Here is a 14,754-nt window from a genome sequence, read left to right on the forward strand (position 1 = left end):
GGAATGGATTACCCGGTATGCGTTGGCTTAGTGGCCGGAATCGGACGCGGCGATTGCGCCTCTTACATTGCCGAACAATTGCATAAACCGGGTGACATTGTTGTATTTCATGCCGCTGGCAGTCATCACCGACATGCCGCGCTGAAGTTTAACTGGCTTTTCAGTCTCGATCACATCGTCGTTGACGAGGACCCTGAAATGCTCGGAATCAGCCTGCATCTGCGGATCGCCGCCGCCGGGCGCGCGCAGGATGCGGGCGTTCTGGTACAGATTGACGATCGACGCATCCGCGTTGACCGTGCCGGTATCGCCGGTCGCGGTGACGATCGGTTTGCCGGGCTGGAACGCGCGCATCGCCGGTTTGACGAGGTCGCTCATTTCGTCGTCCTCGTAATGGACCAGCGACTGCGCGGTCAGCCGGTACTGCGTCGCGCCAGACTGGTCGAGCTCGGACACCGAGAAGTTGTCCGCGAAGTAGTCCGGCGTGTGCTCTTTCGGGCGCACCTCGTTGTCGGTCTTGCTCGGCAACGTGGCTTGCAGCAGCCACCACGTGATGCCGGCGAGCGCCGCCATCGCGATGAGCGGGATCAGCGAAGTCAGGCGAAACTGGTTCATCCCACGAGGCCCCGTTGCTCGCCGCTGCACGCCGCCGCAAGCAGTGCTTCATATTTGTGCTGCGCGCGCAGCAGCGTATCGACCACTTCGCGTGCCGCGCCGTGGCCGCCGCGCGCCTCGCTGACCCAGTGCGCACGCGCGATCACTTCGGGATGCGAATTGGCCGGCGCAGCCGCGAAGCCGACGCGCAGCATTACCGCGAGATCGACCCAGTCGTCGCCCATGTAGCCGCATTCCTCGGCGGTGAGGCCGGTTTGCCGCAGCAGGTCGGCGAACGCCTGCGGCTTGTCCTGCACGCCCTGGTAGACGTGCGTGATGTTCAATTCTTTCACCCGCGCCGCCACGATGCCGGACTGGCGCCCGGTGATGATGGCCGTTTCGATGCCGGCCTGGCGCAGCAGCTTCATGCCGTGACCGTCCATCGAGTTGAAGCCTTTCATCGTGTCGCCTTCCGCCGTGAACAGCAGGCCGCCGTCGGTCAGTACGCCGTCGACGTCGAAAATCATCAGCTTCACGCGGCTTGCGCGTTCGGTAGCGGTAGGGGGAGCAACTGCCATCAGATCACCTTCTTCGAAAACAGGTCGTGCATGTTGAGCGCGCCGATTAGCTTGCCCGATTCGTCGACGACCAGCATCTGATTGATGCGATAGCGCTCCATCAGTTCCACGGCTTCGACCGCGAGTTGATCCGGCCCGATCGTGCGCGGGCTCGCGGTCATCACCGAACCGATCGGCAACTGGCGAAAATCGCCGTCGCGTTCGAGCACGCGGCGCAGGTCGCCATCCGTGAAGATGCCCGTCACACGGCCTTCATGGTCGACAACCGAGGTCATGCCCATGCGTTTCGCGGTCAGCTGGAAGAGGGCATCGCTGACGGTGGCCTCGGGTGTGACCTGCGGCAACTGGTCGCCGGTGCGCATGACGTCGCGCACGTAGGTGAGCAAGCGTCGGCCGAGCGCGCCGCCCGGATGCGAGCGCGCAAAGTCGTCGCGGCCGAAGCCGCGCGCGTCGAGCACCGCGACCGCCAGCGCGTCGCCGAGCGCGAGCGCGGCGGTGGTACTGGCGGTGGGCGCGAGATTCATCGGACAGGCTTCCTTCGCGACGCCGGAATTCAGATGCACGTCCGCGAGCTGCGCGAGGCTGGAGCCGGGGCGGCCCGTCATCGCGATCAGCTTCGCGCCGATCCGCTTGATGAGCGGCAGGATTGCCATCAACTCTTCGGTTTCGCCAGAATTGGACAGCGCGAGGAAGACGTCGTCGGCGGTGACCATGCCGAGGTCGCCGTGACTGGCTTCCGCCGGATGCACGAAGAACGCGGGTGTGCCGGTGCTTGCCAGCGTGGCCGCCAGCTTGCGGGCTATGTGGCCTGATTTGCCGATGCCGGAGACGACCACGCGCCCACGGCAACCCAGGATGAAATCGACCGCGCCGACAAAACTGCCGTCGAGCTGGTCGCGAAGCGCGCGCACGGCGTCCGCTTCGATGTCGAGTACGTCGCGAGCAAGCGTGAGTGCCCTGTCGCCATTGATTTTCGCTATCATGCGCGGAGTATAGCAAAGGCGCCTGTTCGCCGCGCCGGGCCTGCTGTGCCGGGCCGCTGTCTTCGTCGGCCTGTCGATAGTCTCATTTGCAGCTGCTTTGCCGCTCTTTAGCAGCTTTTTGCCGGCCCTATCCATCATGTCGCACGGCGTTCTCGTGCGCGGTTCCGCTGACGAACGAGGACGCTTCACCCATGCGTTTTTGCCGATGATTTCCCCGCTCGAGATGACGCTGTTTCTGCTGCTGGCATCGGTGGCGGGCGTGGTGGTCTTTCGTTTCCTGAATCTGCCGCCGATGCTCGGCTATCTGACGGTCGGCATCGTCGTCGGCCCGCATGCGTTCGGGCTGATTCCCGATTCGGCGGGTGCGCAGAACCTCGCGGAATTCGGCGTCGTGTTCCTGATGTTCTCGATCGGGCTGGAGTTTTCGCTGGCCAAGTTGCGCACGATGCGCCGGCTCGTGTTCGGACTCGGCTTGCTGCAGGTGATCGGCACGGTCGGGGTGGCGGTGTCGCTCGGCTTCGTGCTGGAGCGCTGGGTGCATATCACGTGGCAGGCGTGCGTCGCGCTGGGCGGCGCGCTGGCGATGTCGTCGACCGCGATCGTCAGCAAGATGCTGGCGGAGCGGCTCGAGATCGAAACCGAGCACGGCCGCAATATCTTCGGCGTGCTGCTGTTCCAGGATCTCGCGGTGGTGCCGCTTTTGATCATCATTTCGGCGCTCGGTGGCCGCTCGGAGAATCTGGCCAGCGCGCTCGGCATCGCGGCGATCAAGATCATCGTGGCCCTCGCGCTGCTGCTGATCGTCGGCCAGCGCTTCATGACGCGCTGGTTCAACGTGGTCGCGCGGCGCCGCTCGCAGGAGCTGTTCATCCTCAATCTGCTGCTGGTGACGCTCGGCGCCGCGTTCATCACCGACAAATTCGGGCTGTCGCTCGCGCTCGGCGCATTCATTGCCGGCATGCTGATCGCCGAGACGCCGTACCGGCATCAGGTGGAAGAGGACATCAAGCCGTTTCGCGACGTGCTGCTCGGGCTCTTCTTCGTGACTACCGGCATGCTGCTCAATCCGCGCGTGATCTGGGAGCATCCGCTCGTCGTGCTGGCGTTTTTCATCGGCCCGGTGCTGCTGAAGATGGTCATGATTACCGGCCTTGCGCGGCTTTTCGGCGCGACGCCGGGCGTCGCGATGCGCACCGGTATCGGTCTCGCGCAGGCGGGCGAGTTCGGCTTCGTGCTGCTGAACCTGATCCTCGACCGGCATCTGGTCGACGCGACGCTGTTGCAGACGATTCTCGCCGCGATGCTGCTGTCGATGCTCGCCGCGCCGTTCATGATCCAGAACGCGGACCGCGTCGTGCTGCGGCTGTCTTCGACCGAATGGATGATGCAGTCGTTGCAGATGACACGCATCGCGACCCAGAGCCTGAAGCAGAGCGGCCACGTGATCATCTGCGGCTATGGGCGCGCCGGGCAGAACCTCGCGCGCATGCTCGAGCATGAAGGGCTCTCGTATGTCGCGCTCGACCTCGATCCCGACCGTGTCGCGGCGGCCGCGGCGGCCGGTGAATCGGTCGTGTTCGGCGACGCGGGGCGGCGCGAGTCGCTGCTGGCCGCGGGCCTGCATCGCGCGGCCGCGATCGCGATCACCTACGCGAACACGCCGTCGGCACTGCGCGTGCTGCACAACATTCACGAGATGGAGCCGACGCTGCCGGTCATCGTGCGTACCGTCGACGACGCCGATCTGGAGAAACTGCTCGCCGCCGGGGCGACCGAGGTGATTCCGGAGATCGTCGAGGGCAGCCTGATGCTCGCGTCGCACACGCTCGTCGTGATGGGCGTGCCGATGCGGCGCGTGGTGCGGCGCGTCGAGGAGATGCGCGACGAACGCTACTCGCTGTTGCGCGGCTATTTCCACGGCGCCGACGACATCGACGACGACGACGGTCACGAGCAGGTGCGGCTACAATCGGTGCCGGTCGACGAGAGCTCCGACGCGGTGGGCCGTACGCTCGCCGAGGTGGGCCTGTACGAACTCGGTGTCGAAGTGACCGCGATCCGCCGGCACGGCATCCGCGGCGTCGAACCGGACCCGTCGACGAAACTGCGCGCGAGCGACATCGTGGTGCTGCGCGGTCTGCCCGAGCAACTGGCGCAGGCCGAGGAGCGGCTGTCGAAGCACCGCCGCGCCGCCGCGGCCTGAACCCGTGAACCTGGCCCGTTCTGGCGGGCGGCCCTGATTCAAGCATTTCACCGGACCTGTCGAGGTCCATCCGGAGACATCATGTCCAACGCGCTCGCGAGCGCGCCGCTCGATGCGGCCGAGTACCTCAGAAGTCACATTCGCACGGTGCCCGACTGGCCGCAGCCGGGCGTGCAGTTCCGCGACATCACGCCGCTCCTGCGCGAGCCGAAGTCGCTGCGCGTGCTGATCGACCTGTTCGTGCAGCGCTATATCGATGCGAAGCTCGATTACATCGCCGGGCTCGATGCGCGCGGCTTCATCATCGGGCCGATCGTCGCGCACGAGCTGAGCATCGGCTTCATCCCGATTCGCAAGGCGGGCAAGCTGCCGTACAAGCGGATCTCGCAATCGTATGAACTGGAATACGGCACCGCGACTGTCGAGATTCACGAGGATGCGTGCGAGCCGGGCGATCGCGTCGTGATCATCGACGACCTGATCGCGACCGGCGGCACGATGATGGCCGGCAAGCTGCTGCTCGAGCGGCTCGGCGCGGTCGTCGTGGAAGGTGCGGCGATCGTCGATCTGCCGGACCTGGGCGGTTCGAAGCTGCTGTGCGAGGGCGGTCTTGCGCTCTATACAGTGACGAGTTTCGGCGGTCACTGAACCCGGAGGCCGTTACCGCGTGCGCCGTGACGGTCGGGTTTCTCGCCGTACCAGCAGTTAAAGTCGCACAGGCTCCGTTGGCCGCACAAGGCCAACCGGGTTCAACGACATGGCTTGCCGCCAGGGCTCACCAGCCGCCCAACCCAGAAGGCCACCACGATGCCCAATTTCCTGCTGTTTCTCGCCACTTCGATTGCGATCACCGTGGCGCCCGGCCCGGACAATCTGCAGGTGCTCGCGCGCGGCATCTCGCAGGGCCGCGCGGCCGGCCTCGTCGCCGCGCTCGGCTTTGCCGCCGGCATCACGTTTCATACGACGCTTGCGGCGCTCGGCGTCGCCGCGCTGCTGCGTTCGTCGCCGCTCGCGTTCGAAGCGATCAAGCTCGCCGGCGCCGCGTATCTGGTGTGGATCGGCATTAAGGCGCTGCGCAGTCAGGGGCTCGCGACCGCGCACGAGCGTGCGCCGCAGCCGCTTTCGGCTGTCTTTCGCCAGAGCGTGCTCGGCAATCTGATGAATCCGAAGGTCACGCTGTTCTTCGTCGTGTTTCTGCCGCAGTTCGTGCAGCCCGGCGGCGCGCAGAGCGTGACCGGGCAGATGCTCGAGCTCGGCGCGCTGTTCATGCTGCAGACCGTCGTGGTGTTTTCGCTGTTCGGCGTGTGCGCGGGGATCATCGGCAGCTGGCTCAGACGGCGGCCGCGTGTCGGCCTGTGGCTCGATCGCGTGGCCGGCGCGACGTTCATCGCGATCGGGATTCGCGTCGCACTGCGCGACTGACGCGCGTCACGCAACCCGTCCGCTTCCGCTTTGCCAGGTTCGCCACGACGGCGGACGTTTTGGAGTTTTCGATGACTTTGCCTTGCATCACCGCCGCGCGCCGCTTCGACGCGAACGCGCATCGGCCGTTTCTGATCGGCGCCGAACAGGTCGGCTGGATTCGCGAGCGCGACGTGCCGCTGCTCGCGCGCTGGCCCGACGTGTTCGAGATCGCGAACGACGGCGTGACGCTCTCCGCCACCTTCGATAGCGTCCATCTGCGCAGCGTAGCGCTCGCTTCCGTGATCGGCGCGCTCGCCGCCGATGGCCGCATCCCCGGCTGGCGCAACGAGACCTACGCGATCCGCAATGCGTTCGACGCGCCGCCGCTCGCGTATATCGAGCGCGCGGCATCGCGCTTCTTCGGCACAATGACGTACGCGGTGCATCTGAACGGCGTCGTAGAATATGCGGATGGCGGCGCGCCCCGTGGCGCGCCGCAATTGTGGATCGCGCGCCGCAGCGACACGAAGGCCACCGACCCCGGCATGCTCGACAATGTCGTCGCGGGCGGGATCGGCTGGGGCTTCGGTATCGCCGAAACGATCGTCAAGGAGTGCTGGGAAGAAGCGGGCATCCCAGCGGAGATCGCGGCGAGCGCGGTCGCGGGCCGCACCGCGCACGTGCTGCAATCGCTGCCGGAAGGCACGCAGGCCGAGCAGATCTTCATCTACGACCTCGCGCTGCCCGCCGACTTCGCGCCGCGCAACGAGGACGGCGAAGTGGGCGAACACCGGCTCGCGCGCGTCGACGAAGTCGCACGCTGGATCGAGGAAGGCGCGCTAACCGTCGACGCCAGCCTCGCGACGCTCGATTGCCTGCTGCGCCGCCGCTGGATCGACGAGGACGCGTGCGAGGGCATCGACGCGCTGTTCGCGCCGCCGCCGCTGGGCTAACCGAGGCTCATCGGTCGGGCCCGCCCCGCAGCCAGTACCACTGAAACAAACCACGCATTGAAGAAGGGAGTCACCGAGGTCATGTCGACCGATCACAGCTTTATCCTCAAACTGTCGTGCGCCGACCGGCCCGGCATCGTTCACGCCGTGTCGGGCTTTTTGTTCGAGCGCGGCAGCAATATTCTCGACTCCGCGCAGTTCGGCGACAGCCGCACCGGCGAGTTCTTCATGCGCGTGCATTTTCAACAGGTGGGCGGCGATCCGGGGCTCGACGCGCTGCGCGCGTCGTTCGTGGCGCTTGCCGAGCAGTTCGGCATGAGCTGGGAGCTGCACGACGCGAACGTGAAGCCGCGCGTCGTGATCATGGTGTCGAAGATCGGCCACTGCCTGAACGATCTGCTGTTTCGCTACCGCACCGGTCAGCTGAATATCGACATCCCGGCGATCATCTCGAACCACAAGGAGTTCTACCAGCTCGCCGCGAGTTACGACATCCCGTTCCATCACTTCCCGCTGCTCGGCGGCACGCCCGAAGCGAAAAACGCGCAGGAAGCGCGCGTGCTCGAAGTGATCAGCGAGCATCAGGCTGACCTCGTGGTGCTCGCGCGCTACATGCAGATCCTGTCGCCGAACCTGTGCGAGGCGCTCGCCGGACGCGCGATCAACATCCATCACTCGTTCCTGCCGAGCTTCAAGGGCGCGAAGCCGTACTACCAGGCGTTCGACCGCGGCGTGAAGCTGATCGGCGCGACGGCTCACTATGTGACGACTGATCTCGACGAAGGTCCGATCATCGAGCAGGAAGTCGAGCGTGTGGACCACAGCATGACGCCGGAACAACTGACGGCGATCGGTCGCGACGTCGAGTGCGTGACGCTCGCGCGTGCGGTGAAGTGGCACGTCGAGCATCGTGTCGTGCTGAACGGCAGCAAGACGGTGGTGTTCCGCTAAAAATTGCACCGCTAACACCGCGCCGGTCGAGGCCGGCGCGGTCTCGAAAACGACAGGCACAGTGCAATCACGCTATCGAAAGCCACACCATGCCGACGATCCCCATCAACCACGTGCCGATGTCAACGCCGCCGGTGAGCGGCAGTTGCAGCGTGTAGTGCAGCTTGTAGATGAAGGGAATCAGGTTCAGCCGCGCGAGCGACACGGCGCCCCATTCGCGGCGTCCCTGGATCTCGCCGGTGACGGGATCGACGGCAATCTGGTTGAAGTCGAGCGGATAGGGGCTGCTTCGTTGCCGAGTCGGTGCGCGGCTGCACCATCATTTGCAGCGCGTGACCCGGTTCGACCTCGAGCGGCAGATAGGTCACCCGAAGACGCGGATCGGCGGCTTCGACGCGATTCGCCAGTTCGAGGCCGGGCAGCGTCGGCCCAGCCGTGCGAGCCGGGTAGAACGACGGATTCAGCGCGGCATCCTGCGCGTGGTCCCACGCGATGATCGCACCGGTAAGCGACGAACAGAAACAGTGCAGTCGCGACCCCGAACCAGCGGTGCAGGCGGACAAGCTGGCGTCTCATGCGCGAGCCAGACGGAATCGCGGGCGGCGAATCGGCTGAAACCTCACGATGCGGACTGGGCGTAAATAGGAATTGCTCGCATCTTTGGGGTTGGCGCGTTCGGCCGCAAGTTTCCTGTCAGCAGCCGACGACGGTGCCGCGTCGCGGGAAGCATAAAAAAAGCGGCGCCGAACTGCCGCTTTCGCTTCCGTCGCCTGCGTGGACTGCCGGGCGTGCAGGCCGATGAGCGCTAGTGAGCGCTGACTTTGAAGCCCAACCCAGCCCCGCTCACACCAACCGCAAATAAATCAGCTCACGCTTGATGTACGCATAAAAAATCGGCGCCGCAATGACCCCCGCGATACCGAACGCTGCTTCCATCACCAGCATCGCGATCAGCAGTTCCCACGCGCGCGCCTCGATTTGACCGCCGACGATCCGCGCGTTCAGGAAGTACTCGAGCTTGTGAATCAGGATCAGGAATACGAGCGACATGATCGCCGCCGGAAAACTGACCGACAGCGCGACCGCGACGATGATCGTGTTCGAGATCAGATTGCCGATCACCGGCAGCAGACCCACGATGAACGTGACGAGGACGAGCGTCTTCGACAGCGGCAGCCGGTCGTGGAAGGTCGGCAGGATCACGAGCAGGAAGATCGCCGTGAATACCGCATTGAGCGCGGAAATCTTCACCTGCGCGAACACGATGCGGCGAAACGCTTCGGCAAAACGCGTGACGCGCGTGACAAACGCCGTGGACAGCGGCAGCCGCTGCATATGCTTCTGCGCGCCGACCGCGATGATCGCGCCGATGATCATGCCGATCAGCACGTGAGTGAACGCGCGCGCGGCGGTCGTGCCGCCTTGCTGCAGCATGTTCGCGTGCGTGTGCATCAGTTCCGCGGCCTTGGTCTTCATTTGTTCGGTGTCGACCGGCAGATAGTTCGCGACGAACTGCGGAATCCTGCCGCGCGCCTGGTCGATCAGTTGCATGGCCTGATCGAGCAGCGTCTGCACGCTGGGCACGTCGTTCTCGAAATGCGAGATGATGCCGAGCGTGAGCCCCGTCAGCGCGCCGACGATCACCGTCGACAGGAGCACCACCGCGAGCCAGCGTGCCCGCCTGCTCGACATGTGGCGCTCGATGCGCGGCGCGATCATTTGCACGAGCTGAAACACCAGCAGCCCGGCGAGCAGCGCGCCGAGCAGCTTCAGTTCGATGACCGCCCACATGCCGAACAGCATCACGACGTAGCTGCCAATCTCGACCGCCGACAGCTTCGGCAGACTCATGTCGCTGGTCAGCCTGACCGGGCGCGGGCGCAGGTCCTGCACCCGATCTTCTTCGCGCGCCTGATTACGCTTGGTCATGGCTTATCCCGTCTCCAAACCTCGATAGTGCAGCGTTATTTTGTGCTGGCGGCGCGCTTGAGCAGCGGCGCCAGATATTGTCCGGTAAAACTGGCCTTCGACTTCGCGATCTGCTCAGGCGTGCCCTGGGCGATGATCTGCCCGCCGCCGGCGCCGCCTTCGGGGCCAAGATCGATGACCCAGTCCGCGGTTTTGATTACATCGAGATTATGTTCGATGATCACGACGGTATTACCCTGGTCACGTAACCGGTGTATGACTTCCAGCAACAGCGCGATATCGTGAAAGTGCAGGCCGGTGGTTGGTTCGTCAAGAATGTATAGCGTGCGACCGGTATCGCGCTTGCTCAGTTCCAGCGATAGTTTCACACGCTGCGCCTCGCCGCCCGATAGCGTGGTCGCCGACTGACCCAGGCGGATATAGCCTAGACCCACGTCCAGCAAGGTTTTCAGCTTGCGCGCGACGACCGGCACGGCCTTGAAGAACTCATACGCGTGCTCGACCGTCATGTCGAGCACTTCGCTGATGTTGCTGCCTTTGTACTGGATGTCGAGTGTTTCGCGGTTGTAGCGCTTGCCGTGGCACACGTCGCACGGCACGTACACATCGGGCAGGAAGTGCATTTCGACCTTCAGCACACCGTCGCCCTGGCACGATTCGCAGCGCCCGCCCTTGACGTTGAACGAGAAGCGGCCCGGATCGTAGCCGCGCTCCTTGGCGGCCGGCACACCCGCGAACAACTCGCGGATCGGCGTGAAAAGGCCTGTGTAGGTGGCCGGGTTCGAGCGCGGCGTGCGGCCGATCGGCGACTGATCGACGTTGATCACCTTGTCGAAATGTTCGAGGCCCTCGATCGACTCGTACGGCGCCGGCTCCGTGGCCGAACCGTACAGATGATGCGCGACCGCCTGGTACAGCGTGTCGTTGATCAGCGTCGACTTGCCCGAGCCGGACACGCCGGTCACGCAAGTCAGCAGACCTACCGGCAGATCGAGCGTCACGTTGTGCAGATTGTTGCCGCGCGCCTCGACGATGCGCAGATGCCGTTCGTCGGGTTCCTTGCGCTCGTCCGGGTACTCGATCGTGCGCGCGCCCGACATGTACTGGCCCGTCAGCGACGCCGCGTTCTTCTGTATCTCTTTGGGCGTGCCCTCCGCGATAACCATGCCGCCGTGTTCGCCGGCGCCCGGGCCCATGTCGACCACGTAGTCGGCCATGCGGATCATGTCCTCGTCGTGCTCGACGACGATCACCGAGTTGCCGAGATCGCGCAGATGCTTGAGCGTCGAGATCAGGCGGTCGTTGTCGCGCTGATGCAGGCCGATCGACGGTTCATCGAGCACGTACATTACGCCGGTCAGCCCCGAGCCGATTTGCGAGGCGAGGCGAATACGCTGCGCTTCGCCGCCCGACAGCGTTTCCGCGCTGCGTTCGAGCGACAGATAATCGAGCCCGACGTTGTTCAGGAACATCAGACGCGCGACGATTTCCTTCACGACCTTGTCGGCGATCTCGCGCTTCGAGCCCTCGAGGCGCAGCGTCTGGAAGTAGCCGAGCGCATCGCGCAACGGCCAGCCGCTGATCTCGAAGATGCCGCGCGCGTCGCTGTCGGCGCCGATGCGCACGAAGCGCGCCTCGCGGCGCAACCGCGTGCCCGCGCACGCCGGGCACGGCTGGTTGTTCTGATACTTGGCGAGCTCTTCGCGTACCGCGGACGAATCGGTTTCGCGGTAGCGCCGCTCCAGATTCGGGATGATCCCTTCGAACACGTGCTCGCGCACCGACGTGCGGCCGCGCTCGTTGATGTACGAGAACGGAATCTCCTGCTTGCCCGAACCGTACAGCAGGATCTTGCGGACTTTCTCCGGCAGGTCCTCGAACGCGGTGTCGATGTCGAAGTCGTAGAACGCCGCGAGGCTCTGCAGCATCTGGAAGTAGAACTGGTTGCGGCGGTCCCAGCCCTTCACCGCGCCCGCCGCGAGGGACAGCGACGGATGCGCGACCACCCGTTTCGGATCGAAGAACGTGATCTGGCCGAGGCCGTCGCATTCGGGGCACGCACCCATCGGGTTGTTGAACGAGAACAGGCGCGGCTCGAGTTCCTGCAGCGAATACGAGCAGATCGGGCAGGCGAACTTCGAGCTGAACAGATGCTCCTTGTCCGTATCCATTTCGAGCGCGATCGCGCGGCCGTCGGCGAGACGCAGTGCCGTTTCGAACGATTCGGCGAGACGCTGCTTCATGTCGGGACGCACGCGCAGACGGTCGATCACGACGTCGATTGTGTGCTTGTCGTTTTTCTTCAGCTTCGGCAGCGAGTCGACTTCGTAGATTTTCGCGGTGCCTTCGTTGGCGGTGCCGCCTCCCGAGCGCACGCGAAAGCGCACGAAGCCTTGCGCCTGCATGTCCTCGAACAGATCCGTGTGCTCGCCCTTGCGATCGCTGACGACTGGCGCGAGGATCATCACGCGCGTTTCTTCAGGCAGCGCGAGCGCCGCGTCGACCATCTGAGACACGCTTTGCGCTTCGAGCGGAATCTCGTGATCGGGGCAGTAGGGCGTGCCGACGCGGGCGAACAGCAGACGCAGATAATCGTGGATTTCGGTGACGGTGCCGACCGTCGAACGCGGATTGTGCGAGGTCGCCTTCTGTTCGATCGAGATAGCCGGCGACAACCCTTCGATCAGGTCGACGTCGGGCTTTTCCATCAGTTGCAGGAACTGCCGTGCATAGGCGGACAGACTTTCGACGTAGCGCCGCTGTCCTTCCGCATACAGCGTATCGAACGCCAGCGACGATTTCCCGGAGCCCGAAAGCCCCGTGATAACGACGAGCTTGTGACGCGGTAGGTCGAGATTGACGTTCTTCAGGTTGTGGGTGCGAGCCCCACGAATACGGATTTGTTCCACGGATTTATTCCATGAACTGCGGAAAGGGAAAGAGGCCAAACCTGCTACTATAACGACTTTTCCAGACCGCCGTTACGGCGTGCTGACAGCGGGAAAGAGGCGTAGCTGGGGCCGTTTTCCGTGAGTACAAGATGCCGCGAGCGTCGGCGGGACGGTAGGGCACGGGCTTTGCGCATTGCGATGTCTCTTCGGCGCGGACCTGCCGATATGCCGGGGCTAGCCGCCCGCCTGTTCGTCCTGCTCCACTGTGCCGGCGCTCAAGGCTGTCCCCACGGGCTCGCCGCCCGGTTCATTCAAACAACGCTTCGATGTCCAATCCGTCCGCCATCTCCACACGCATGAGCGCGCCCGAATTGCGCGCGACCGTGTCGCTTGCCGCCATCTTCGCGCTGCGCATGCTGGGTCTCTTCATGATCATGCCGGTGTTCTCGATCTACGCGAAGACTATCCCCGGTGGCGAGAACGTGCTGCTCGTCGGCATCGCGCTCGGCGCGTACGGCGTCACGCAGTCGATGCTCTACATTTTCTACGGCTGGATCTCCGACAAGGTCGGCCGCAAGCCGGTGATCGCAACGGGCCTGCTGATCTTCGCGATCGGCAGCTTCGTCGCGGCGGGCGCGCACGACATGACGTGGATCATCGTCGGCCGGGTGATTCAGGGGATGGGGGCGGTGTCGTCGGCGGTGATCGCGTTCATCGCCGATCTGACCGCGGAGGAGCATCGCACGAAGGCGATGGCGATGGTCGGCGGCAGCATCGGCGTGTCGTTCGCGGTCGCGATCGTGGGCGCACCGATCGTGTTCCACTGGCTCGGCATGAGCGGGCTCTTCACGCTGGTCGGCGTGTTCGCGATCCTCGCGATCGGTGTGGTGGTGTGGGTCGTGCCCGATGCGCCGAAGCCGGTGCACGTGCGCGCGCCGTTCGCCGAAGTGCTGCACAACGTCGAGCTGCTGCGCTTGAATTTCGGCGTGCTCGTGCTGCACGCGACGCAAACCGCGCTGTTCCTCGTCGTGCCGCGCATTCTCGAAGCGGGCGGGCTGCCGGTCGCGTCGCACTGGAAGGTGTATCTGCCGGTAATGGGGCTGTCGTTCGTGATGATGGTGCCGGCGATCATCGCCGCCGAGAAGCGCGGCAAGATGAAGATCGTACTGTTGTCGGCGATCGCCCTTATCCTGATCGGCCAGTTGTTATTGGGCGTTGCTCCGCATACGATTCTGAGTGTGGCGGCGATCCTGTTCGTGTACTTTCTCGGCTTCAATATTCTCGAAGCGTCGCAGCCTTCGCTGGTGTCGAAGCTAGCGCCCGGTACCCGCAAGGGAGCCGCGGCCGGCGTGTACAACACCACGCAGTCGATCGGTCTTGCGCTGGGCGGGATGGTCGGCGGCTGGCTGCTGAAGATGAACGGCCAGAGCGCGGTTTTCTTCGCCTGCTCCGGGCTGGTATTTTGCTGGCTTATAATCGCCGCAAAGATGAAACAGCCGCCGCGCAAGGCATAACGCAGCGTACTCGGGGCACTTCCCGAATCATCCAGAACTCACCCGGCGGCGGGCAGAGGCGCTCTTCTGGTCTCGGGCCCGCCGGCCATGAGACGTGAACCGCGTAGTGCCGCGCCGCCTGCAACAGGAATCAACAGGAGAAATTCATGGCATCCGTGAACAAGGTCATTCTGGTCGGCAACCTCGGCGCCGATCCGGAGGTCCGCTATCTTCCGAGCGGCGACGCAGTGGCGAACATCCGCCTTGCGACGACGGACCGCTACAAGGACAAAGCGTCGGGCGAGATGAAGGAAGCCACCGAGTGGCACCGCGTCGCGTTCTTCGGCCGCCTGGCGGAAATCGTGGCGGAATATCTGAAGAAGGGCTCGTCGGTGTACCTTGAAGGGCGCATCCGCACGCGCAAGTGGCAAGCCCAGGACGGCACCGATCGTTACTCGACCGAGATCGTCGCGGAACAAATGCAAATGCTCGGCGGCCGAGGCGGCGCTTCGATGGGTGGCGGCGACGAAGGCGGTTATAGCCGTGGCGAGTCGTCGGAGCGTAGCGGCGGCGGTGGTGGTCGCGGCATGTCGTCGGGCGGCGGCTCGCGTGGCGGCAGTGGCGGTGGCGGCGCGAGCCGTCCGAGCGCGCCGGCTGGCGGCGGCTTCGACGAGATGGACGACGATATCCCGTTCTGATCGTTCCGGCTCAATGCCGACCCGACCAGCGTCCCCGCTGATCGACACAACGAGAAAGGCCCGCTTTCTGTTAAGAA

The 14,754-nt window shown here is 64.5% G+C and carries 12 protein-coding genes and 1 pseudogene; 7 read left to right on the plus strand and 6 right to left on the minus strand.

Going from position 1 to position 14,754, the window contains the following annotated elements; all coding sequences use genetic code 11:
* Window positions 1-27: 27 nt before the first annotated feature.
* The 3 genes from lptC to kdsD are packed head-to-tail and all read right to left on the minus strand — an operon-like array spanning window position 28 to window position 2,155.
* Window positions 28-615 carry an LPS export ABC transporter periplasmic protein LptC gene (lptC, locus tag AB4Y34_RS03620; RefSeq protein ID WP_176382485.1) on the minus strand — a complete coding sequence of 196 codons (588 nt, stop codon included), beginning with the start codon at window positions 613-615 and terminating at the stop codon, window positions 28-30.
* Window positions 612-1,172: an HAD family hydrolase gene (locus AB4Y34_RS03625; RefSeq protein WP_176109614.1), complete on the minus strand. Its 561-nt coding sequence runs from the start codon at window positions 1,170-1,172 to the stop codon at window positions 612-614. Before AB4Y34_RS03625 ends, lptC begins: the two co-directional genes overlap by 4 nt.
* Complete coding sequence (gene kdsD, locus AB4Y34_RS03630; RefSeq protein WP_176382487.1) at window positions 1,172-2,155, minus strand: arabinose 5-phosphate isomerase KdsD; 984 nt, start codon at window positions 2,153-2,155, stop codon at window positions 1,172-1,174. Before kdsD ends, AB4Y34_RS03625 begins: the two co-directional genes overlap by 1 nt.
* A gap of 205 nt (window positions 2,156-2,360) precedes the next feature.
* Between kdsD and AB4Y34_RS03635 the strand changes: the two genes are divergently transcribed.
* The 5 genes from AB4Y34_RS03635 (at window position 2,361) to purU (ending at window position 7,666) form a co-directional block, all read left to right on the plus strand.
* Window positions 2,361-4,358: a cation:proton antiporter gene (locus AB4Y34_RS03635; RefSeq protein WP_368715424.1), complete on the plus strand. Its 1,998-nt coding sequence runs from the start codon at window positions 2,361-2,363 to the stop codon at window positions 4,356-4,358.
* A gap of 81 nt (window positions 4,359-4,439) precedes the next feature.
* On the plus strand, window positions 4,440-5,006 hold the full coding sequence (locus AB4Y34_RS03640) for an adenine phosphoribosyltransferase (protein WP_368715266.1): 567 nt from the start codon (window positions 4,440-4,442) through the stop codon (window positions 5,004-5,006).
* 159 nt (window positions 5,007-5,165) lie between these two features.
* On the plus strand, window positions 5,166-5,780 hold the full coding sequence (locus AB4Y34_RS03645) for a LysE family translocator (RefSeq protein WP_368715267.1): 615 nt from the start codon (window positions 5,166-5,168) through the stop codon (window positions 5,778-5,780).
* 71 nt (window positions 5,781-5,851) lie between these two features.
* On the plus strand, window positions 5,852-6,715 hold the full coding sequence (locus AB4Y34_RS03650) for a DUF4743 domain-containing protein (protein WP_368715268.1): 864 nt from the start codon (window positions 5,852-5,854) through the stop codon (window positions 6,713-6,715).
* A gap of 81 nt (window positions 6,716-6,796) precedes the next feature.
* Window positions 6,797-7,666: a formyltetrahydrofolate deformylase gene (purU, locus tag AB4Y34_RS03655; protein WP_176125056.1), complete on the plus strand. Its 870-nt coding sequence runs from the start codon at window positions 6,797-6,799 to the stop codon at window positions 7,664-7,666.
* Between the two features lie 47 nt (window positions 7,667-7,713).
* Here purU and AB4Y34_RS03660 read toward each other — a convergent pair.
* The 3 genes and pseudogenes from AB4Y34_RS03660 to uvrA form a co-directional block, all read right to left on the minus strand.
* Window positions 7,714-8,242 (minus strand): annotated as a pseudogene (locus AB4Y34_RS03660) (PepSY-associated TM helix domain-containing protein); the annotation flags it as partial.
* Window positions 8,243-8,509: 267 nt separating this feature from the next.
* A complete protein-coding gene (locus AB4Y34_RS03665) occupies window positions 8,510-9,595 on the minus strand; it encodes an AI-2E family transporter (protein ID WP_176125054.1) in 1,086 nt (361 codons plus the stop codon).
* Window positions 9,596-9,630: 35 nt separating this feature from the next.
* Window positions 9,631-12,504 carry an excinuclease ABC subunit UvrA gene (gene uvrA, locus AB4Y34_RS03670; protein ID WP_368715269.1) on the minus strand — a complete coding sequence of 958 codons (2,874 nt, stop codon included), beginning with the start codon at window positions 12,502-12,504 and terminating at the stop codon, window positions 9,631-9,633.
* A 308-nt stretch (window positions 12,505-12,812) separates the two neighbouring features.
* On the opposite strand from uvrA, the gene AB4Y34_RS03675 reads away from it, so the two are divergent.
* On the plus strand, window positions 12,813-14,000 hold the full coding sequence (locus AB4Y34_RS03675) for an MFS transporter (protein WP_368715270.1): 1,188 nt from the start codon (window positions 12,813-12,815) through the stop codon (window positions 13,998-14,000).
* Window positions 14,001-14,146: 146 nt separating this feature from the next.
* Window positions 14,147-14,677 carry a single-stranded DNA-binding protein gene (locus AB4Y34_RS03680; RefSeq protein WP_176382497.1) on the plus strand — a complete coding sequence of 177 codons (531 nt, stop codon included), beginning with the start codon at window positions 14,147-14,149 and terminating at the stop codon, window positions 14,675-14,677.
* Window positions 14,678-14,754: the final 77 nt, after the last annotated feature.

It is taken from the genome of Paraburkholderia sp. BR10954 (assembly GCF_040965775.1).
Lineage (GTDB): Bacteria > Pseudomonadota > Gammaproteobacteria > Burkholderiales > Burkholderiaceae > Paraburkholderia > Paraburkholderia youngii.